Source organism: Paraburkholderia sp. MM6662-R1, assembly GCF_050436245.1.
In the GTDB taxonomy this organism is placed as follows: Bacteria; Pseudomonadota; Gammaproteobacteria; order Burkholderiales; family Burkholderiaceae; genus Paraburkholderia; species Paraburkholderia tuberum.
The window spans coordinates 279,752-298,862 of sequence record NZ_JBNDLV010000001.1; the positions used below are offsets into that span (position 1 = coordinate 279,752).

The window sequence follows — 19,111 nt, forward strand, 5'->3', positions numbered from 1 at the left end:
GACGGAAAATGAAACAGACCATCCTCTCCTTGACATTATCTGATAATGCAGATATTGTTCAAATCAACGAGGAGGACACCGCCATGGACCATTACACGACGAAGAACTTCATGCTTACGAACAGTATCGGCTTCAGGCTCGTCAAGGCCCGTAACGTCGTCGTCGCGGAAATGGACGCGGCGCTCAAGGACCTCGAAATCAACGGCCAGCAGATGGGCATCCTGCTTTCGCTGAAGCAGGGTGTGGCAACCACGCCTTTCGAGCTGTCGAAGCTGCTCGGAATCGACACCGGCCTGATGACGCGGATGCTGGACAAGCTGGAATCGAAGGGGCTGCTGGTACGATCGCGCGACCCGCAAGATCGCCGCGTGGTCAATCTGACCTTGACCGCGGAGGGGCAGAAAGTCGCCGCACGGATTCCGGAAGTCGCGCCGCATGTGTTGAACGCCCGCTTGCGCAAATTCACGAAGGCCGAGTTTGCCGAGCTGGACCGCCTGCTTCGCAAGTTCACAGGCGATTGAACGGCGCGGCCGTGTGCCGCGCTTTTTTTCACCATTAATCTGATTTGTCAGAAAATGAAAACGCAGACTTCTAGAGCAAACACCGTCGCCCGTTCGCTGAAGCTCGGTGTTTCGGTGATCTCCTTCGCGGTGCTGGCGGCATGTGCAAACTATGCGGGCATCCACAGCGACAAGCAGATCGATCAACCACGGCAGCTGGAAACGTCCCAGAGCCTCCCGCAAGAGCAGGGGCACTGGCCATCCGCCGACTGGGTCGACCAGTTCGGCGACGCGCAACTGAAAGCATTGATCGCCGAGGCACTGCAAGGTAGCCCGACGCTCGGCCAGGCGCGCGCGCGAGTCGAGCAGGCGCAAGCCTATAGCGAAACGGCGAAGGCGAACACGCTGCCGCGCGTCGATGCGTCGTACACGCTGACGCGCCAGCAGTACAGCAGCACCGCGTTGATTCCGCCGCCGTACGCCGGCTCCTGGCAGACGGAGAACAAGGGGCTGCTGAGCGCTTCTTACGATCTCGACCTGTGGGGCAAGAACCGCGAGACGCTGCGCGCGGCTGTCTCGGAGGCGTCCGCGAGCGAGGCCGACGTGGAAGTCGTCAGGCTCACGCTCGACACCTCGATCGCCCGCACTTACAACGAGCTGGCGCGGCTCTACGCATTGCGCGACATCGCGCAGCAGGAAGTCGCGCGGCGCGAGCAGATCGACCGCATCACCGCGAGCCGCATCGCAAACGGCCTCGATACCGAAGTGGAGCGCAAGACGGCCGAGGCGAATCTGTTCACGAGCCGTGCGCGCGTCAGCGCGCTCGACGGCAGCATCCTGACCACCCGGTATCAACTGGCGGCGCTGCTTGGCAAGGGTCCCGACCGTGGACTCGCGATCACGCGGCCGACGCTCGGCGTCGGCGACGACGTGCGTCTGCCGGACAACCTGCCGGCTGATCTGCTGGGCCGCCGGCCCGACATCGTCGCGGCGCGCTGGCGCGTCGATGCGATCACGCACGAGGTGAAGGAAGCGAAGGCCGAGTTCTATCCCGACATCAACCTGAGCGCCGCGATCGGTTTCGACGCGTTCGGCTTCGGCCGCCTTTTGAGCGCCGCGAGTCGCACGGCCTCGGTGGGCTCGGCGATCCATCTGCCGATCTTCGATGGGGGTGAGTTGCGCGCGCAGTTGAAGGGCCGCTACGCTGAGTTCGACTATGCGGTGGCGACCTACAACCAGACGCTGATCGGCGCGCTGAGCGGCGTGGCCACGCAGATCGCGCAGATCCGCTCGAGCGACGCGCAGCTCGGCGATGCGCAGGCCGCGCAGCAGGCCGCGAGCGATGCCGATCGACTGGCGACCACGCAATACAAGGCCGGCCTCACCAACCAGCTGACCGTACTCAATGCCGACGTCACCGCGCTGAACGCCGACGAGGCGATCGCCAATCTGAAGATGAACCGCCGCGACCAGCAGATCGAGCTCGCGTCGGCGTTAGGCGGCGGCTACGTCGATACGTCGGCCAGCACCGACCATCACGCGGACGTCGCCGCCGTCCCGACCCGTCAAGCCAATGCCGCGGTTGCCGCACGTTGAACGGCAGGTCGGAAAACCTATCAGGAGAACTGCAATGAGCGATTCGATCACGACCGACCGCGAACTGGCGGATCGGGAAGACGAACAGAAGACCGGCGGGCAAGCGCCTGCCGCGCCCCAAGACGACAACAAGGCCACGCCGCCGGCACGCCGCAAACGCCTGATCGCGCTGCTCGGCGCTGCGGTCGTGCTCGCGGGCGCGGCCTACGGCGGGTACTATCTGACCGAGGGCCGATATCACGAAGTGACCGACGACGCGTACGTCAGCGGCAATCTCGTGCAACTGACGCCGCAGGTCACCGGCACCGTGATCGCCGTCAACACCGACGACACGCAGATCGTGAAGCAGGGCGACCCTGTCGTCACGCTCGATCCAGCCGATGCAAAACTGGCGCTTGCCGATGCCGAAGCGCAGCTCGGCCAGACCGTGCGGCGCGTGAGCGGCCTGTATGTCAACAACGACTTCTACGCCGCGAACGTCGCTCAGCGCGAAGCCGATCTGGACCGCGCCCGCGACGACCTGCACCGCCGCGCGGTCATCGCGGACACGGGCGCCGTGTCGGCCGAGGACATCGCACACGCCCGCGACGCGGTCAGCGTCGCACAGGCCGCGCTCGAAGCCGCGCGCCAGCAGGGTGAAGCCAACCATGCGCTGACCGATCGCACCACGGTCGAGCAGCATCCGGACGTGCAGGCCGCCGCCGCGAAGGTGCGGACCGCGTGGCTCGCCTATGCGCGCGATACCTTGCCGGCGCCGGTGACCGGCTACGTCGCGCAGCGCCGGGTGCAGGTCGGCCAGCGGGTCGCGCCCGGCACGCCGCTGATGGCGATCGTGCCGCTCGACGGCGTATGGGTCGACGCGAACTTCAAGGAAGTGCAGCTCAAGCACATGCGGATTGGCCAGCCGGTCACGCTGACATCGGACGTCTACGGTAGAGGCGTGCGATATCACGGGCGTATCGAGGGCTTTTCGGCCGGCACCGGCAGCGCGTTCGCGACGCTGCCGGCGCAAAACGCCACCGGCAACTGGATCAAGATCGTGCAGCGGCTGCCGGTTCGCATCGCGCTCGACCCGGCCGAGCTGGCCGCGCATCCGCTGCGTATCGGCCTGTCGATGGCGGTCGACGCCGACACGCGAGACGAATCCGGTTCGCAGTTGGGCGCGGCGCAGAACACGCGCTATCGCACCGATGTTTTCGCGCACTACGATGCGCAGGCCGACGCCGAGATCGACAAGATCATCAAGCAAAACGAAATGGTCTCGCGCGCGATGGCCGCGCAACCGCAATCGCAACCCCAATCGCAATCGCAACGCGTGGCGTCGCACGAGCACAAGGCAAATGCGGGTTGAAGCGCGTCAAGCGCAGCCTGTCGCGACACAGCGTGAAGCGGCAGGTCACCGAGGCGGGGCTCAACGGCCGAGCGCCGCCTCGTCCTCGGCCAATGCCGTCGGTACGGCCTCGCGCAGGAAATCCACGAAAGTTCTGATTTTGGCGTCCAGATACTGGCGCGACGCGTGGACCGTGAAGGCCGTCAGTTTCTGCAGCCGATACTGCGGCAGCACGCGCACCAGTGCGCCGGTGTCGAGCAAGCGCAGAGCGCTCGGCATCGGCAGCGCACCGATACCCACCCCTTCGCGCAGCGCGACATCGAGCGCGTCAGGAAGGTTGATTTCGACCGCCGCCTTCGGAAGCTCGACCGTTTCACGGCCGTTGGGTCCGTCCAGATGCGAGCGATCGCGCGGGAAAATCGACATGACGAGTTGTAGGCACGTGTGACCCCGAATGTCCTGTACCGTGCGTGACGTACCGCGCGCGTGCAGATAAGCTGCCGTGAAGCTTCCTTCTTCGGCGATGCGGAGGAATATCCGCATCATGTTGAGCTTGTCCATTACAAATGCACGCGAATCTGATCCGTAAATGCCCGTATCAGTTCTTCATTGCGCGACAGGAAAATCCATTGGCCGACTCGCTTCGGAACCAGCAGTCCCGCTTCGACAAGCACGGCGATATGCATTGATACCGTCGACTGGGCCAGACCGCTGCGCGCCTGGATGGCGTGCACGGGTACGCCGCGGCCATGGTTGACATAGGCGTTCGGAAAGGTCTCGGCGGGGGCTCTCAACCACGCGAGGATGTCACGCCGCAGCGGATTCGCAGAGCGCTTTGTGAATCAGGTTCGTGTCGATCATCAATTGTTCCGTGCGCGCTTGGCGCTTCCTGCCGGCGGCATCAACAACGCCGTGGCGATCGTTCCCGCGGCATGTTCGCCGAGGTCTTCCCGCACCAGCGACAGGGCGAGATGCATGCCCGCACTCGCGCCACCCGACGAGTACAGGTTGCCATCCTTCAGGCAGCCAGGATTCGACATCACATGGACCAGCGGATATTCGGCCGCGAGGCGATCAGCGTCGCGCCAATGCGTGGTCAGCCAGCGGCGATCGGCGAGACCGGCTCTTGCAAGGAGAAACGCGCCGTTCGAAATGCAGGCGAGCCTGTGGGTCCTTGGCGCCGCATCGCTCAACCAGTCCACGAGTTCGCGATGCTCACGGACAGAACTGACCACCGGGGAGCCAGGCACCACGACGATATCGAATGGCGGGCGCGTATCGAACAGGCACTCGGTCGTACCCACGGCCGTCCCGTTCGACGAAACCACCGGCCCCGGCGACGCCCCGATCAGATGCGATTCATAGAGGACGCCGCCATACAGGCGGTTTGCCTGATGAAACACATCCATCGGACCGCTGACCTCGAGCAGTTGAAATCCCGCATAGAGCATCATCGCGACACGCATGCACACTCAGCCGGTGAACGCTCGCGACACGAGCGCAGATTGTCTCGCCACATGCGCCGCATACGATCCCGGCGCAGTCGATGCGCAAGCATCAGGTCCCGCGTACAGCAGCGTCGTGCCGGCAGGCAGAATCTCGCGTAGCAGCGGCTCGACGAAACTCCATGCGCCCTGATTGCGCGCTTGCTCCTGGCACCAGACCACGCTCTTCAGGTTCGGATAGCGAGCGAGCTCGGCGGCCAGTTGTTGCGCCGGAAACGGATAGAGCTGCTCGACGCGGATGATCGGGGTGTCGGTCATACCGGCGCTGCGGCGATGCGCGAGCAATTCGAAGTAGACCTTGCCGCTCGTCACGATCACACGCTCCACATCAGTCGCGCGCGACGCGTCGATCTGGGTGTCCGGCAGAACCTCGCGGAATTCGCCGTGACTCAACTCGTCGAACGTGCTGGTCGCCTCCGGGTGGCGCAGCAGCGACTTGGGTGTCATCACGACGAGCGGGCGCCGTTCGAAGGCGCGGGCCTGCATCAGCAGCAAATGGAACAGTTGCGCGGGCGTGGTCGGTTCCGCAACCCGCATATTGTTTTGCGCACTCAATTGCAGGTAGCGCTCGAGCCTCGCCGACGCGTGCTCGGGACCCTGGCCTTCCTGCCCGTGAGGCAGGAACAGCGTCAGGCCGCTGTGTTGTCCCCACTTGGCCGCGCCCGCCGCGATGAACTGGTCGATCACGACCTGCGCGCCATTGGCGAAATCACCGAATTGCGCTTCCCAGATCACCAGCGCATTGCGATTCACCGTCGAATAGCCATACTCGAATGCCAGCACGGCGGCCTCGGAGAGAATCGAGTTCGTCACGGTGAACCGGCCCTGGGTTGCGCCGAGATGATCGAGTGGAACATAGACCCCATCGGGACGATGTATCCGTGTCTGATCGTGCAGAACGGCGTGCCGGTGGTTGAACGTCCCGCGTGCGCTGTCCTGCCCGCTCAGTCGGATACCGACCCCGGCCGCGAGTAACGATGCGAATGCCAGATGTTCGCCCATGCCCCAGTCGAGCAGGCGTTTTCCGGATGCCATCTCCTGACGCCCGTTCATCATCTTCCTGACGAGCGCATGCAGCGTCAGGTCCGCGCGGACGGTCGAGATCCGCTGCGCGAGGCCGCGCAGATCGTCGGCCGACGGGGCGAGGTGGCGGGCCGGGCCGGTTTGCGCGGCTGAGCGCGAGCGCTCGCCGGCTTCCTCGTGTAGCGGCGAAGCATAGGAACCCACGGTCTCGTGCGCGCGCTCGAGAAGTTCGCGACGCGCGCTGACGTAGCGTTGCGCCTCGTCGGCCTTCAGCACGCCTTGCTGGATCAGCCGGTTCGCGTAGCGTGTCCTCACGCCTGGATGACCCGCGATCGAGCGATACATCAGCGGTTGTGTGATGCCGGGCGTGTCCTGTTCCTGATGCCCGTACCTGCGAAAGCAGACGAGATCGATGACGACGCTGCGCTTGAACTTGCTGCGATAGTCGAGGGCGAGCCGCGCCGCCATCGCGACCGCTTCAGGGTCGTCGCCATTGACGTGCAGGATCGGCGCCTCGATCATCTTCGCGACGTCCGTCGTATAGAACGACGAACGCGTGTCGCGCGGATCGGAAGTCGTAAAACCGATCTGGTTGTTGACGACGACGTGGACGGTGCCGCCCGTGCCGTGTCCGCGCGTGTAGGAAAGGCTCAGCGTTTCCATGACCACGCCCTGTCCACTCATCGCCGCGTCGCCGTGGATTTCGACCGGCAGCACGTCGCCGCCGTCGGCGCTGCCGGCGAGATCCGCCTTCGCGCGCGCCATGCCTTGCACGACCGGGTTGACGACTTCCAGATGCGACGGGTTGAACGCGAGCGTCACCTCGACCGGTCCGGCGTCGGTCTCGACCGAACTGGCAAAGCCCTTGTGATACTTGACATCGCCGGCCGTCAGTTTTTCGGCGTCCTTGCCGTCGAATTCGTCGAACAGCGCGCGCAGCGGCTTGCCGACGACATTCACGAGCACATTCAGGCGGCCGCGGTGCGCCATGCCCATCACGAGCGCGCGCAGCTTCTTCGACGCGCCATACCGGACCAGTTCGTCGAGCAGCACGATCAACGACTCGCCGCCTTCGAGCGAGAAGCGCGTTTGTCCGACATAGCGCGCGTGCAGGTGTTTTTCGAGCCCTTCGGCTGCGCTCAAACGCTCCAGCAGCCGCAGTTTCTCAGCGGCCTGCAGCGACGGCGTGGCGCGCGAGGATTCGAGCCGTAGCTGCCACCAGCGCCGCTGCTGCGCGTCGGCGAGGTGCATGAACTCGGCGCCGAGTGTGCCGGTGTACGTTTGCTCGAGCGCGGCAACGATATCCTTCAGCGTCGCGTCGTCCTCGAAGAGAAACGTGTCGGCGGTGCTGAACGTGGTCGACATGTCGGCGGCCGTCAGGCCGTAGTAGGCCGGCGTCAATTCGGCGTAGGAGCGTGGCGGCGTCCACGCCAGCGGGTCGAGATCGGCCACGCGCGTGCCGATCATCCGGAACGCGGCGATCAGCGTTTGCACCGCTACCTGCTTTCTCGCGAGGCCCAGAGCGTCGGCGGCCTCCTTATTGGCCTGCTTATCGGGCTCGCTACCGGCTTCGTTGCTGGCCGCGACGACGGCACGCGGCGGTCGCTTCGCCAGTTCGACGAAGCTGGAGATCACCGGTGCGTGCGGCTGGTCGTCACGATCGCTGCCATCGATGGCGGGCGTGTCGCGCAACGCGTCGAACCACGCCCGCCACTCCGCTGTAACCGCATTCGGGTCAGCCAGGTAAAGCTCATATTGCTCTTCGACGTAGGGGGCGTTGCCCCCGAAGAGGAAAGAGCTCTGACGTTCCTTGAACATGATGAATCTGCCCTTGGTCGCTGTGCGGCCGTGAGGCGGCCACAACACATGGAGTGACGACTATCGCTGCTTGTAGTCGCCCACCGAACAGCCAGGCATCGACGCGCGTCACAAGCGCCGTCCTTGGCGGGAGACCTCCCGGCACGCCCGGGCGATATGCCCTGGCCGCGGTCGTGTAGACAGTCTAGTTAATCGATGCTGTGGCGGAAATGCGAGGATGGTTAGTTCTTCTGCCAACTAGTCGAAGTTTTGGGCCACGCCCGCGGTCCTGGCTTACCTCGTGTCGGGCATCGTTGTGGCGAGAGATTTGTTCCGCCCAGACACAATAGTTTTTCCAGCCGCTGACGGCATCAGCGGCCGATGATGCGGTAAGCTGCGCCACGGCATCGCAAACATAGTTCCCACCATGAAGGTCACGGCATGAAAGTCGCCATTGTTGTATTCGATGGTGTGCAGGCGCTGGATGTAGCGGGCCCACTCGATGTGTTTGCCGAGGCGAATACGTTTCTTCCCGAGCATCAGCGCTACGAGGTCACGCTGGTCGGACGCGAAGCGGGCACCGTGACCTGTTCGAATGGCATGCAACTGGCTGTTTCGTTTGGCTATGCCGACCGTGACATTCAATGGGACCTGCTGCTTGTCGCGGGCGGACCTCAGTTGCCCGATGCGCAGCCGTCGAATGAATTCCTGACGTGGTTGCAGAATCAGGCGCGCAGCGCGAGCCGCTTCGGCTCCGTATGCAATGGTGCATTCGTGCTCGCGCATGCGGGGCTGCTCGATGGCAAGGAGGTCACGACGCACTGGTCGGACGCGAATCGGCTGTCCAATGAATTTCCGCAAGCTAACGTGCAGCCGGATAGGATCTTCGTTCGCGACGGACGGCTTTTCACGTCAGCCGGCGTGACCGCGGGCATCGATCTGTGTCTGGCGCTCGTCGCCGAGGACTGGGGGCACGAACTCGCGGTGCGGGTCGCGAAGCGTCTGGTCGTGTATATCCAGCGCGAAGGCGGGCAGTCGCAGTACAGCCCCTATATCGGCGCGGGCAAGGACGAAGATCCGATCCTCCACAAGGTCTATCGATATGTGAGCGAGCATATTACCGAGACGCTGTCGATCGAGGAGCTTGCGAGCGCGGCCTCGGTGAGCCGCCGCACGTTGTCGCGGGTATTCGCGAAGCACGCGAAGATGACGCCCTCGGTATTCGTCGAGCAGGTGCGCGTCGATACGGCGAGAAAACTGCTCGAGGATACCGATGCTCCGCTGAAGACGGTCGCGTTCAATTGTGGCTTTCACAACGCCACGCACATGCGCACGACATTCTCGCGGCGGCTCAACGTCACGCCGAAGCAATATCGGATGCGATTCCGAGGGGAGGCGAGTGCGCAACAGTGAATTCACCGCGGAGCTGGCGGACGTGTCGTCGTTGACGAACGACGATTCGGCGCAATTCCTTCCCGACATTATTCAGCCCGGCTTGTCGATCCTCTTCTGCGGCATCAACCCGGGATTACGCGCGGCTTCGACAGGGCACCACTTTGAAGGCAGGGGCAACCGGTTCTGGAGAGTTCTCCATCTCGCCGATTTCACGGACGAGGTGTTTCGCCCCGAGAACGACCGGCAGCTGTTGAATTGTGGATATGGTCTGACCACGGCGGTCTTGCGTCCCACGGCTCGTGCGGACCAACTGTCGAAGGCGGAGATTCAAGCCGCCGCGGCGCAGTTCGAACTGAAGATTCGACACTACGCGCCGCGCTTCATCGCGTTTCTTGGCAAGGTGGCGCTCGCCGAAATGTCCGGCCAGCGTGATATCAAATGGGGCTTGCAAGCCCGTGATTTCGCCGGTGCGCGCGCATGGGTCCTGCCAAACCCAAGCGGCCTGAACCGAACGTTCAGCCTCGATGCACTCGTGAGCGCCTATCGTGAGCTCCGGTTTGCGGCGGAGCCGGCGCTTCCCGACTAGACGGCGGTTGTCGCCATACGCGCGCGTTGCCGCCGTTGCAGCGCGCTAAGCCTCGTCTCACGCTTTTGCCCGAGCCCATGCGGGTCGGCCCGTGACGAACCACGATGGTTCGTCACGATGCACGCTTTTCCGCCCATGCCGCGCGCGCGGCGCACAGCCGGTCGACTCAGCACGGCCTGGCCAATTTTCCGTACTGGATGGCCCAAAACCCGCCTAGCCGAAGCTTTAAGAAATCGCCCTGATCTCTGACAATTAAGCAATCGGTGAACAGCAACGAAGAGCGGTGAGCCGACAGCTGACTATCCACGTCGGGCAGTAGAGCTAACTAAACCAGAGCGGGTGAAACCTATGACGACTGAACCGGAAGCGCCGAGTATCCCGCGATCGCTGGAACGCAATCCTGTACGCGTGGTAGCGGCGCCGCCCCGGACGGCTCCTGCGCAGGTGACTTTTACGGCGCGTATTGCGCTCGGGCTCGTCGGCATGCTGTTCGCATCGTTGCTGGCGATCCTGAACGAGCAGGTCACCGCGGCCGCGATGGCCGATCTCCAGGGCGCGTTCCTGATCGGACATGACGACGGCACCTGGCTCACTTCGCTGTTCGAAGCAGCGAACGTCGCGACGATGGTGTTTGCGCCGTGGTTCGGCATCACGTTCACGCTGAAGCGGTTCACGATCGGCGCCGTACTCGCGACGATGTTCTTCGGCTTGCTGTGCCCGTTCGCCCCGAACCTGCCGACGCTGTACGTGTTGCGCATCCTGCAGGGAATCGCGGGCGGAAGTCTTCCGCCGATGCTGATCATCGTGGCGCTGCGCTATCTGCCGCCCAATCTCAAGCTGTATGGCCTCGCCGGCTATGCGCTGACAGCGACCTTCGGGCCGGCCCTCGGCACGCCGCTCGCCGCGTTGTGGACGGAGTTCGTCAACTGGCGCATGGCATTCTGGCAGACCGTTCCGCTCGGCGTGCTGTGCTGCATCGCGATTCAGCGGGGGCTTCCCGCGGACCCGATGAAGCTCGAGCGGTTTCGCTCGTTCGACTGGCTCGGCTTCGTGACCGGATTTCCCGCCATCGCGATGCTGGTGATCGGTCTTTTGCAGGGCGATCGTCTCGACTGGTTCGATTCGGGGTTCATTCGCGTGATGTTCGGCGCGGGGGCGCCGCTGCTCGTTGCATTTCTCGTCAACGAATGGTGTCAGCCGGTGCCGTTTTTCAAGCTTCAACTGCTTGCGCGCAGGAATTTCACGCATGGACTATCGACCTTGCTCGGCACCGTGATCCTGCTGGTGGGCATGGCGGCAATACCGGCCCAGTATCTCGCGATAGTCCATACGTACCGCCCGCTGCAGACCGCGCCGCTGTCGTTGTTTCTGGCCGTGCCGCTGTTGATCACGCTGCCGCTGACGGCCGCTTTGCTGAACACGCGCCGCGCCGATCACCGCTGGGTAATCGCCACGGGTCTCGCGCTGATGTTCGTGACCTGCGCGATGGGAAGCTTCATCACGACCGAGTGGATTCGCGACAATTTCTACCTGCTGCAATCGTTGCAGATCGTCGCGCAGCCGATGGTGATCATGTCGATCCTGATGGGCGTGACGACGGGGCTGCCGCCCACCGAGGGTCCGTTTGCTTCGGCGATGTTCAATTCCCTGAAGACGTTTTCCGCGGCGGTGGCGAGCGGGCTCATCGAAAGTGTGGGGACCGCGCGCGAGCATTTCCATTCGAGCATGCTGGTCGACCAGTTGGGCAACCGCCCACTGATGGCGAACCAGGGCGTCGGCGCGGACTACGGTCTGGGTCAGCTCGCGCACCGGATCCACGAACAGGCGGTCGTTCTGACTTCCGCCGATCTGTACCGCGTGATGGCGTGTGTCGCCGTTGCGCTTCTTCTGCTGGTTCCGGTGCTGCCGGTGCGCATCTATCCGCCGTGGAGCACGACGCCGCCTGCTTCGCATTGAGGAACGATTCCCATGTCATCGACTATGCCATCCCCATTGAAGACCTTTCGTGCTGCCGCGGTCATCGGCGTCGTCGGCCTCGCCGCATGGGGCTGTACGAGGCTGCTCGCGAGCCCGAATACCGAGTCCACCAACGACGCCTACGTCACCGCAGACTTCACGCTCGTCGCGCCGCGCGTCCCGGGCCAGATCACGGACGTACTGGTCAACGACAACGAGGACGTGAAAGCGGGCCAACTGCTCGTGCGCATCGATGACCGCGACTTTCGCGCGGCGTTGATGAGCGCCGAGGCGGAAGTGGTCGCGGCGAAGGCGTCGGTGGCGAACTTCGATGCGGAGATTACGCGGCAGCCGTCACTGGTCGAGCAGGCGCGCGCGACGCTGCGCGCCGACGACGCATCGACCGGTTTTGCGCGGGCCAACGCGTCGCGCTACCAGAATCTGTCCGACGCCGGCGCGGGGACGGCGCAGGAACAACAACGCGCTTCGAGCACGCTCGCTCAGCAGCTTGCGCAGCAGTCGCACGACCAGGCGGCTTTGCTGGCCACCGAGCAGAATCTGGACGTGCTGCGCACGCAGCGCGACAAGGCCGCGGGCGCGCTGGAACACGCCGAGGCGGTGCTCGAGCAGGCGAAGCTCAACCTCTCGTACACGGAGATCCGCGCGCCCGTCGACGGCAAAGTCGGCCGCCGTTCGGCGCGGGTCGGCGCATTCGTGACGCCCGGCGCGCCGGTCCTGGCGATCGTGCCGCTGTCGGACGCGTACGTGGTCGCCAACTTCCAGGAGAGCCAGATCAGCAATATGCGACCGGGCGAAAGCGTACGCGTGACGGTGGATAGCCTGGCCGGCGTAGTGATCCGCGGCCGTGTCGATAGCCTCGCGCCGGCGACCGGCGTCAGCTTTGCGCCGATCGCGCCCGACAACGCCACCGGCAACTTCACGAAGGTCGTGCAGCGGGTGCCCGTCAAGATCACGATCGATCGCGGCCAGGCGAGTGCATCGGCATTGAGTGTGGGCCTCTCGGTCGAAGCGGACGTCGTGGTGGGTCACAGTGGCGAAGCGACGGCCGAGGGAGCGGAAAAAGAATGAACACGAGCCAATACTCTGCGCGCGCGATCGTCGCGGCGCTTCTGACCTGTGTCGCGCTGACGGCGTGCACGGTGGGTCCGGATTTCGTACGTCCAGAGACGGCCACGCCGCAGGTCTTCGAGCGCACGCAAACCGCGCAGTCGCCGAGCCGGGCGATGGAAGCCCAGTTCGGTCCGGATTGGTGGACGCTGTTCAACGATCCGGTACTGAACCAGTTGGAAAAGCAGCTGGCCGACGCCAACCTCGACGTGGCCGCGGCCTCCGCGCGTTTGCTGCAAAGCCGGGCCGAGCGGCGCGTTGCCGGCGCCGCCGAATACCCGACGCTCGACGGCGCCGCCTCGTACAACCGCGAACGCGGCAGCGAAAACGGCATCCTGTCGCTGCTCGGCGTCACGCCGACGCAAAGTCAGCCGCAATCGGCTTCCGGCAGCGCGCCGCTCGGCGTGGCCCCGTTGCCGGGCTCGGCGGGCTCGCCCGCCTATAACCTGTATCAGGCCGGGTTCGATGCGTCGTGGGAGATCGATCTGTGGGGGCACGTGCGACGCAGCGTCGAAGCGGCGAGCGCGCTGTCCCAGGCCTCGTACGAGGACCGCAACGCGGTGCTGTTGAGCGCGCGCGCGGAACTGGCGCGCGACTATATCGAGCTGCGCCACACGCAGGATCTGCTGCAGATCGCGACACAGAACCTCGACATCGCCAACGATGTGCTGAAGCTCACGCGGGTTCGGGCGCATGAAGGCGTCACGACCGATCTCGACGTGTCGAACGCTGCCGCGCAGGTGGAAAACATCGAAAGCCTGATTCCGACGCTGGAGTCGCACTGCGAGACCACCATCAACGCGATCGGGCTGCTGCTCGGGCAGGAACCCGGTGCGCTGCGGCAGACGCTTGCCGAACCGCGCGAGGTGCCGGTGCTGCCCGCGCAGGTGCCGATCGGCTTTCCGTCCGAGCTCGTGCAGCGCCGGCCCGATATCCGCAAGGCGGAGGCGGACCTGCATGCTGCAACCGCGACCGTCGGCGTCGCGAAGGCCGATTTCTATCCACGCATCACGCTGAACGGCAGCGCGGGGTTTCAGAGTCTTCAATTGTCGAATCTCGCCAGCTGGGCGTCCGGGCAGTTCGTCGTTGGGCCTTCGATTTCGTTGCCGATATTCGAGGGAGGCCGTCTGAAGGGCACGCTTGAACTGCGTGAAGCACAACAACAGGAAGCCGCAATCGTCTACCGGCAGACGGTGCTACGCGCGTGGCGGGAAGTCGACGATTCGCTCGTCACCTACGACGCCGAACAACGCCGCCGCGATCGGCTCGCCACGGCCGTCAGCATGAACGAGCGCGCGCTAGCCGTTGCGCGGGAACGCTACAAGGCGGGCGCGCTCGACTATCTCGACGTACTGAACGTGCAGCGGCAATTGCTCGAAGCGCAGAGCAATCTGCAGAAGAGCAAAGCCACCGCCGCGACCAATCTGATCACGCTCTGTAAAGCGCTCGGAGGGGGATGGGAGTCGACCTACGGCGGATAACGGGCAACGGGCCGCTCGCCGTTCAAAACTGGAACCCGGATCGCGGCATGTCGCTGCGAATACCGGAGCGAACGAACAACAAGGAGCTGCATGCGCGACTCAACCCACTTAGCCGATAGTGCCGCCACGCCCGCATTCGCATCGCGCGGCAAGATCGTCATGATGGCGATCATCGCCGGCGCGGTGATCACCAACATTTACTGCACGCAGCCGATCCTGCCGCTGATCGCCGCGGGTCTGCGCGTCGACGTGACGACCGTCGATCTCGTCGCCGCCGCGGCACTGCTCGGTTTTTCGAGCGGGCTCGCGTTGCTGTTGCCGCTCGGCGACCGGTTCGATCGCCGCAAGCTCGTGCTGATCCAGATCGCGCTCGCCTGCGTGTTCGGCGTCGCCGCGGCCGTCGCGCCCGGCATCTGGGCGCTCGTCGCGGCGTCGTTCGGCCTCGGCATCGTGAGCTGCGTTCCGCAGCAGCTGGTGCCGTTCGCCGCCGTGATGTCGTTGCCAAGCGAGCGCGGGCGTAACGTCGGCACCGTCGTGAGCGGGATCATGGTCGGCATCCTGAGCGGCCGTACCATCGCCGGCGTGATCGGTACGGCGTATGGATGGCGCGCGGTGTACGTCGCCGAAGCGGCCTTCATGGTGCCGGTCTGGATCGCGGCCGCGGCCCTGCTGCCGCGCGGCGTGCCGTCGACGAATCTCTCCTATGGGCGCCTGCTCGCTTCGCTGTGGCCGCTCGCGAGGGACAATCGGCCGATCCGGGAATCGATGCTGATCCAGGCCTTGCTGTGGGCCTGCTTCAATGCGTTCTGGGTCAATCTCGCCGCGCTTCTCGCGAGCGGACCGTGGCATCTCGGCAGTGCATGGGCAGGCGGCTTCGGCGTGATCGGCGCGGCCGGCGCGTTCGCCGCTTCACTCGGCGGCAATGCGACCGATCGCATCGGATTCCGCAAGGTGATCGGCGCTAGTATCGGCATCGTCACGCTCGCGTATCTGCTGCTGTCGGGCGCGGCGAACTCGCTGACGCTGTTGATCGTGGGCGTGATCGTGCTCGATATCGGCGTGCAGTCCGGTCTCGTATCGAACCAGACCCGCGCGTTCGCGGTCGATCCGAAAGCGCAGGGCCGCATCAATAGTCTTTATATGACGGCCACCTTTTTCGGCGGTGCGCTCGGTGCGACGGTCAGCGGCTGGTTGATGACACGCTATTGCTGGACGGGCATCGTCGCGTTCGGTATCGCGCTCGGCATTCTCGCCGCCGCGATTCACTGGATCGGCACGCCTCGCGGGACGGTGGTCGAGGTTCAGGCGAGCCGGGATTGATCGCGAGCCGCCGCCTGGTTCGAACGTTGCTGACTGGGGAGGTGAAACATGAAGTTCTCGATGAAAACTGAAATCCGTGCAGATGATGTGACCAAGCTCGAGCATGCGATGAAGTCGGTCGATCCCGACGCGAAAGTCGAGGTCGACGTTGGCACGCAAAGCGTGAGCGTCGACTCGTGGCTGATGCCCGAGGAGTTTCTCGTCGCGTTCTACGACGACAACTACGAAGTGGCCGTCGAGGAGTGGTGACTCCAACGACGCCCGCTCGCGAATCGCGGCGGGCGGATCGCTGACGCCAGGCATGGGCCGCGGCGCGATTGCCGCCGCCATCCGAAGCCGCTTCGTCGTAACCGACCGCCGCGCCGACGAATCGCTCGCTGAACTGGAACAGAAACTCAGGGCGTTCATCGAATTCGCCGGACCGGCGTTCCTCGAAGTCATGATCGACCAGAACGCCGATGTGTTTCCCATGGTCGGGCCGGGACAAAGCTATGCGGAGATGATCACCGGGCCTTTCATCCCGTCTCGCGATCAGCGGGAGGCTGGCGGCAAGCACGTTTGGAGGCGTTTCGAGGCCCGCGCCGCCAAGCGGGAAGGGCGTGCGTCACGCCTGGCGCGCGTCGATCAGGCGGGCAGGATTTCGGCGATGACGACGATCACGACAGCGGCGTCGGCGGGACTCTGGCTATGCGAGAACGCTGAACGCGCATGTCCCGCTTTGTCGCCGAGCACGGCGGCGAACAGATCCGAAGCGCCGTCGACCACGGCAGGCTGCCCGTAGAAACCATCGGCGGAACTGACGTGCCCCTCGACGCGAACGATGTGATGCAGGCGCTCGAAACCGCCGAGATGACGCGAGATCTGCGCGAGTACGTTGAGCGCCGCGAGTTGGGCAGCCTTGCGGCCCTCTTCGAGCGTCAGGTTCTCGCCGACACGCCCCGAATAGACCATTTTGCCGTCGGACAGCGGCACCTGTCCCGAGATGAAAAGCAGGTTTCCGGCTTCGCTGACAGCCGTATAGCTGCCCAGCGGCTGCGGAGGCGAGGGCAGTTCGAGACCGAGTTCTGCGAGTTTCTGTTGGACGGACATGGTGGCGCTCCTTGAGTGTGGCGTCGAGCGCGCGAATCAGATCATGCGCGCAATGTGCGGACACCCGCACTGACGATCAATCGCGTCATGGGTGCGGGTGTGGGTCGGCTTGCCGGGCGAGTGCGGGTGACGCCAGACCATTTACTGGCCTGCGCTCTGGCCGCCGTCCACATGCAGGATCTCACCGGTCACGAACGGTGCGGAGTCGAGATAGAGGATCGCATTGACGATGTCGCTCATGTCGCCCATGCGCCCGACCGGGTGCATCCCGGCGAGCGTCGCGTGTGATTCGGCGGGATGCATCGGCGACTTGATGATGCCGGGCGACACCGCGTTGGCGCGGATACCGGCGCGCGCATATTCGATGGCGAGCGAACGCGTCGCGGCATTCAGGCCGCCCTTCGTCAACGACGCGAGCACCGACGGAACCTTGCTGTTCGCCTTTTCGGCGAGCGTCGTGGTAATGCTGACCACGTGACCGCTGCCGTGCTTCTGCATCGCGTCGATCGCGTACTGGGTAATGTAAAAGAAGCCGTTCAGGTTGACGTTCAGGATCGCCGCGTAGTCTTCGGCGGTGTACTGCGTGAACGGCTTCGCGATGAAGATTCCCGCGTTGTTGACGAGCGTATCGACACGTCCGAAGTGCTCGATGGCAGCGTCGACGACACGGCGGGCGCTAGCGGCGTCGCCGATGTCGCCGGCCACGGCGACATAGTCGGCCTCGACGGCCGGTGCGATGGAACGAGCCGTGGCGACGACACGATGCCCCTGCGCGCGGAAGGCTTTGACGGTTTCAGCGCCGATGCCTTGCGATGCGCCGGTGACGATGACGACTTTGGAAGTGCTCATGGTTTGTCTCACAGTGTGATTGATCCGGCCTGCTGGCCGTTCGAATCGATGGACCCGATGGAGGGCACTGTAGGCGCATCCGCCGCGAATTCGAACACACACCGTGGACAAAGAGTCTTGCGCCACGAGAACAAATCTCGTGGAACCGTGCGGCTAGAGCCAGCGCCAGATGCCCGCGGGCCAACCGGAGAGCGGGATATGCGCCCAGGTCGCGACGAGCCAGAAAACGACGCCGCCCACCAGCGCGTGCATGCCGAACCCGCCCAGCCGCGCGCGGTTGGCGGCGATCGCCGCGAACGGCAGATAGCTCGTCTTCGATTCCCATGCGGGCCACAGATCGGGTTGCAGCCGCCGTTTCTTGCGGTCCTGTAGCGCGGCACCGACCAGCGCGAGGATGATTATCGCCCCGGCAAGCACGATGTTCCGGGTGACCGGGAACACGGCGATATGGCACAGTCCCCAAAGCGCGAACGACCACATCATCGGGTGACGGGTCACTGCGTACACGCCGCGCGCCGCGTCGGGAAACGCGGTGGGCCGGCCGCCGGTGGGCAACGCCGGGTTGCGGATCAGGGAGCCCATCAGAAGGATCGACGCGATCAGCATGAGCACGGTCACAACTGCCCACAGCGCATTGCCTGCCGGCCATAGCGGCGCGGAGACGGGCGTCCTGTCGTAAGCCACGACCATCCAGCCGAACGTCAGTATCGCAATCAGCGAATAGACGCCCATGGCACCCCGTTCGCCGATTGCCCGGACCATACCCGCCCGCAGCGGATGGGACAGGAGAAAGTGGCTGGCGACAAAAGCGAATGCCGCCACGACGAGTGTGTCGATGCTTTCCATGGGCCCGGCTCCTCAAGTCAGATGATCGGTCGACCGCGTGCATTGCGAGAATACTACTTCGCGCGCCACGACGAATGCAGCGATCGCTTCGCGAGTTTCGATTGCCGCGCGCCGCAAAACCTTGATTGGCAGTGTCGTCGTCGCAATGGCCGGGACACTCGCCATCGCATCGACTGCGCAAGCGGGGCAATGGGCCGCCAACCATCCCCGGCGCGTCGAAGTGAACAACCGTCTTGCAACCAGAACAATCGCATCCGTCGAGAGGTTCAGGATGGGCAAATGTCGAGAGGCGAGGCTCGTAGTCTGCATAGCGTCAACGCACCCGAGTATTAGGGACGCCAAACGATTGCGACTGAATCAATGCTCCGGGAACGCAGCTGGTGCTATCTCGAGCGCGGTCGAGCCGCTTGCACAGGGCCGTTCGCGTCTCGTCGACAAGATGCCGGGCAATTTCCTGCATGCCGGGCTGATTCCGCTGATCCGCGTTATGAAGCAGCCGATCGAGAAGCACCGCCGTGAGCGTTGCCGCGTCGGCGAAGGTCCAGTCCGACTTGCCGAACCGCAGCTTGGTCATTATGAGACTGCCGGTTTCGTACCGTTTGGCGATTGTGTGAAGCGCGGAAGCTCTCTAGCCGCTGTTGCGGCGGATGGCGGGCGCGCGTGGTGCGGTCTTCCGCAAGCGGCGAAGAGCGGCCCCTTGGCGGCGGAGT

The 19,111-nt window shown here is 64.4% G+C and carries 16 protein-coding genes and 3 pseudogenes; 11 read left to right on the forward strand and 8 right to left on the reverse strand.

Translation table 11 applies throughout. The features are described from left to right. The first annotated feature begins 83 nt into the window (after positions 1–83). The 3 genes from OKW39_RS01220 to OKW39_RS01230 are packed head-to-tail and all read left to right on the forward strand — an operon-like array spanning position 84 to position 3,447. Positions 84–521: a MarR family winged helix-turn-helix transcriptional regulator gene (locus tag OKW39_RS01220; RefSeq protein ID WP_184067764.1), complete on the forward strand. Its 438-nt coding sequence runs from the start codon at positions 84–86 to the stop codon at positions 519–521. A 54-nt stretch (positions 522–575) separates the two neighbouring features. Continuing rightward, positions 576–2,096 (forward strand): efflux transporter outer membrane subunit, encoded by a 1,521-nt coding sequence (locus OKW39_RS01225; RefSeq protein ID WP_429561861.1) that lies wholly within the window; start codon positions 576–578, stop codon positions 2,094–2,096. A gap of 34 nt (positions 2,097–2,130) precedes the next feature. Continuing rightward, on the forward strand, positions 2,131–3,447 hold the full coding sequence (locus tag OKW39_RS01230) for an HlyD family efflux transporter periplasmic adaptor subunit (protein WP_429561862.1): 1,317 nt from the start codon (positions 2,131–2,133) through the stop codon (positions 3,445–3,447). 60 nt (positions 3,448–3,507) lie between these two features. Here the strand turns inward: OKW39_RS01230 and OKW39_RS01235 are convergent. The 4 genes and pseudogenes from OKW39_RS01235 to OKW39_RS01250 all read right to left on the reverse strand — a co-directional run. Further along, a pseudogene (locus OKW39_RS01235) lies at positions 3,508–3,924 on the reverse strand (LysR substrate-binding domain-containing protein); the annotation flags it as partial. Between the two features lie 62 nt (positions 3,925–3,986). Next, positions 3,987–4,220 carry an ArsR/SmtB family transcription factor gene (locus OKW39_RS01240; RefSeq protein WP_429561863.1) on the reverse strand — a complete coding sequence of 78 codons (234 nt, stop codon included), beginning with the start codon at positions 4,218–4,220 and terminating at the stop codon, positions 3,987–3,989. A gap of 66 nt (positions 4,221–4,286) precedes the next feature. Continuing rightward, on the reverse strand, positions 4,287–4,892 hold the full coding sequence (locus tag OKW39_RS01245) for an AraC family transcriptional regulator (RefSeq protein WP_429561864.1): 606 nt from the start codon (positions 4,890–4,892) through the stop codon (positions 4,287–4,289). A 6-nt stretch (positions 4,893–4,898) separates the two neighbouring features. After that, complete coding sequence (locus tag OKW39_RS01250; protein ID WP_429561865.1) at positions 4,899–7,772, reverse strand: 2-oxoglutarate dehydrogenase E1 component; 2,874 nt, start codon at positions 7,770–7,772, stop codon at positions 4,899–4,901. 420 nt (positions 7,773–8,192) lie between these two features. Between OKW39_RS01250 and OKW39_RS01255 the strand changes: the two genes are divergently transcribed. The 8 genes and pseudogenes from OKW39_RS01255 to OKW39_RS01290 form a co-directional block, all read left to right on the forward strand. Next, on the forward strand, positions 8,193–9,164 hold the full coding sequence (locus OKW39_RS01255) for a GlxA family transcriptional regulator (protein WP_090805106.1): 972 nt from the start codon (positions 8,193–8,195) through the stop codon (positions 9,162–9,164). After that, complete coding sequence (gene mug, locus OKW39_RS01260) at positions 9,151–9,732, forward strand: G/U mismatch-specific DNA glycosylase (RefSeq protein ID WP_429334652.1); 582 nt, start codon at positions 9,151–9,153, stop codon at positions 9,730–9,732. The genes OKW39_RS01255 and mug overlap by 14 nt, the downstream gene beginning before the upstream one ends. 348 nt (positions 9,733–10,080) lie before the next feature. Beyond that, a complete protein-coding gene (locus tag OKW39_RS01265) occupies positions 10,081–11,688 on the forward strand; it encodes an MFS transporter (protein ID WP_429561866.1) in 1,608 nt (535 codons plus the stop codon). 12 nt (positions 11,689–11,700) lie between these two features. After that, positions 11,701–12,777 carry an HlyD family secretion protein gene (locus OKW39_RS01270; RefSeq protein ID WP_429334650.1) on the forward strand — a complete coding sequence of 359 codons (1,077 nt, stop codon included), beginning with the start codon at positions 11,701–11,703 and terminating at the stop codon, positions 12,775–12,777. Continuing rightward, positions 12,774–14,297 carry an efflux transporter outer membrane subunit gene (locus OKW39_RS01275; protein ID WP_429561867.1) on the forward strand — a complete coding sequence of 508 codons (1,524 nt, stop codon included), beginning with the start codon at positions 12,774–12,776 and terminating at the stop codon, positions 14,295–14,297. The genes OKW39_RS01270 and OKW39_RS01275 overlap by 4 nt, the downstream gene beginning before the upstream one ends. A gap of 90 nt (positions 14,298–14,387) precedes the next feature. Then, positions 14,388–15,617 carry an MFS transporter gene (locus tag OKW39_RS01280; RefSeq protein WP_090805793.1) on the forward strand — a complete coding sequence of 410 codons (1,230 nt, stop codon included), beginning with the start codon at positions 14,388–14,390 and terminating at the stop codon, positions 15,615–15,617. 48 nt (positions 15,618–15,665) lie between these two features. Next, on the forward strand, positions 15,666–15,866 hold the full coding sequence (locus tag OKW39_RS01285) for a hypothetical protein (protein WP_090805095.1): 201 nt from the start codon (positions 15,666–15,668) through the stop codon (positions 15,864–15,866). A gap of 121 nt (positions 15,867–15,987) precedes the next feature. Further along, positions 15,988–16,173: pseudogene (locus OKW39_RS01290) on the forward strand (biosynthetic-type acetolactate synthase large subunit); the annotation flags it as partial. Positions 16,174–16,241: 68 nt separating this feature from the next. On the opposite strand, the gene OKW39_RS01295 reads toward OKW39_RS01290, so the two are convergent. The 4 genes and pseudogenes from OKW39_RS01295 to OKW39_RS01310 form a co-directional block, all read right to left on the reverse strand. Further along, positions 16,242–16,706 carry a RidA family protein gene (locus OKW39_RS01295; RefSeq protein ID WP_429561868.1) on the reverse strand — a complete coding sequence of 155 codons (465 nt, stop codon included), beginning with the start codon at positions 16,704–16,706 and terminating at the stop codon, positions 16,242–16,244. A gap of 141 nt (positions 16,707–16,847) precedes the next feature. Continuing rightward, positions 16,848–17,555, reverse strand: coding sequence for an SDR family NAD(P)-dependent oxidoreductase (locus OKW39_RS01300; RefSeq protein WP_184043462.1), 708 nt, complete (start codon positions 17,553–17,555; stop codon positions 16,848–16,850). Positions 17,556–17,708: 153 nt separating this feature from the next. Continuing rightward, positions 17,709–18,401 carry an NnrU family protein gene (locus OKW39_RS01305; protein WP_429561869.1) on the reverse strand — a complete coding sequence of 231 codons (693 nt, stop codon included), beginning with the start codon at positions 18,399–18,401 and terminating at the stop codon, positions 17,709–17,711. Positions 18,402–18,882: 481 nt separating this feature from the next. After that, a pseudogene (locus tag OKW39_RS01310) lies at positions 18,883–19,014 on the reverse strand (ATP-binding protein); the annotation flags it as partial. Between the last annotated feature and the right edge of the window lie 97 nt (positions 19,015–19,111).

Bases quoted from the DNA above. Each gene is read 5' to 3' on its own strand.
- OKW39_RS01220 (WP_184067764.1), top strand. From the start codon at position 84: ATGGACCATTACACGACGAAGAACTTCATGCTTACGAACAGTATCGGC.
- OKW39_RS01225 (WP_429561861.1), top strand. From the start codon at position 576: ATGAAAACGCAGACTTCTAGAGCAAACACCGTCGCCCGTTCGCTGAAG.
- OKW39_RS01230 (WP_429561862.1), top strand. From the start codon at position 2,131: ATGAGCGATTCGATCACGACCGACCGCGAACTGGCGGATCGGGAAGAC.
- OKW39_RS01245 (WP_429561864.1), bottom strand. From the start codon at position 4,892: ATGCGTGTCGCGATGATGCTCTATGCGGGATTTCAACTGCTCGAGGTC.
- OKW39_RS01250 (WP_429561865.1), bottom strand. From the start codon at position 7,772: ATGTTCAAGGAACGTCAGAGCTCTTTCCTCTTCGGGGGCAACGCCCCC.
- OKW39_RS01255 (WP_090805106.1), top strand. From the start codon at position 8,193: ATGAAAGTCGCCATTGTTGTATTCGATGGTGTGCAGGCGCTGGATGTA.
- OKW39_RS01265 (WP_429561866.1), top strand. From the start codon at position 10,081: ATGACGACTGAACCGGAAGCGCCGAGTATCCCGCGATCGCTGGAACGC.
- OKW39_RS01270 (WP_429334650.1), top strand. From the start codon at position 11,701: ATGTCATCGACTATGCCATCCCCATTGAAGACCTTTCGTGCTGCCGCG.
- OKW39_RS01275 (WP_429561867.1), top strand. From the start codon at position 12,774: ATGAACACGAGCCAATACTCTGCGCGCGCGATCGTCGCGGCGCTTCTG.
- OKW39_RS01280 (WP_090805793.1), top strand. From the start codon at position 14,388: ATGCGCGACTCAACCCACTTAGCCGATAGTGCCGCCACGCCCGCATTC.
- OKW39_RS01285 (WP_090805095.1), top strand. From the start codon at position 15,666: ATGAAGTTCTCGATGAAAACTGAAATCCGTGCAGATGATGTGACCAAG.
- OKW39_RS01295 (WP_429561868.1), bottom strand. From the start codon at position 16,706: ATGTCCGTCCAACAGAAACTCGCAGAACTCGGTCTCGAACTGCCCTCG.
- OKW39_RS01300 (WP_184043462.1), bottom strand. From the start codon at position 17,555: ATGAGCACTTCCAAAGTCGTCATCGTCACCGGCGCATCGCAAGGCATC.
- OKW39_RS01305 (WP_429561869.1), bottom strand. From the start codon at position 18,401: ATGGAAAGCATCGACACACTCGTCGTGGCGGCATTCGCTTTTGTCGCC.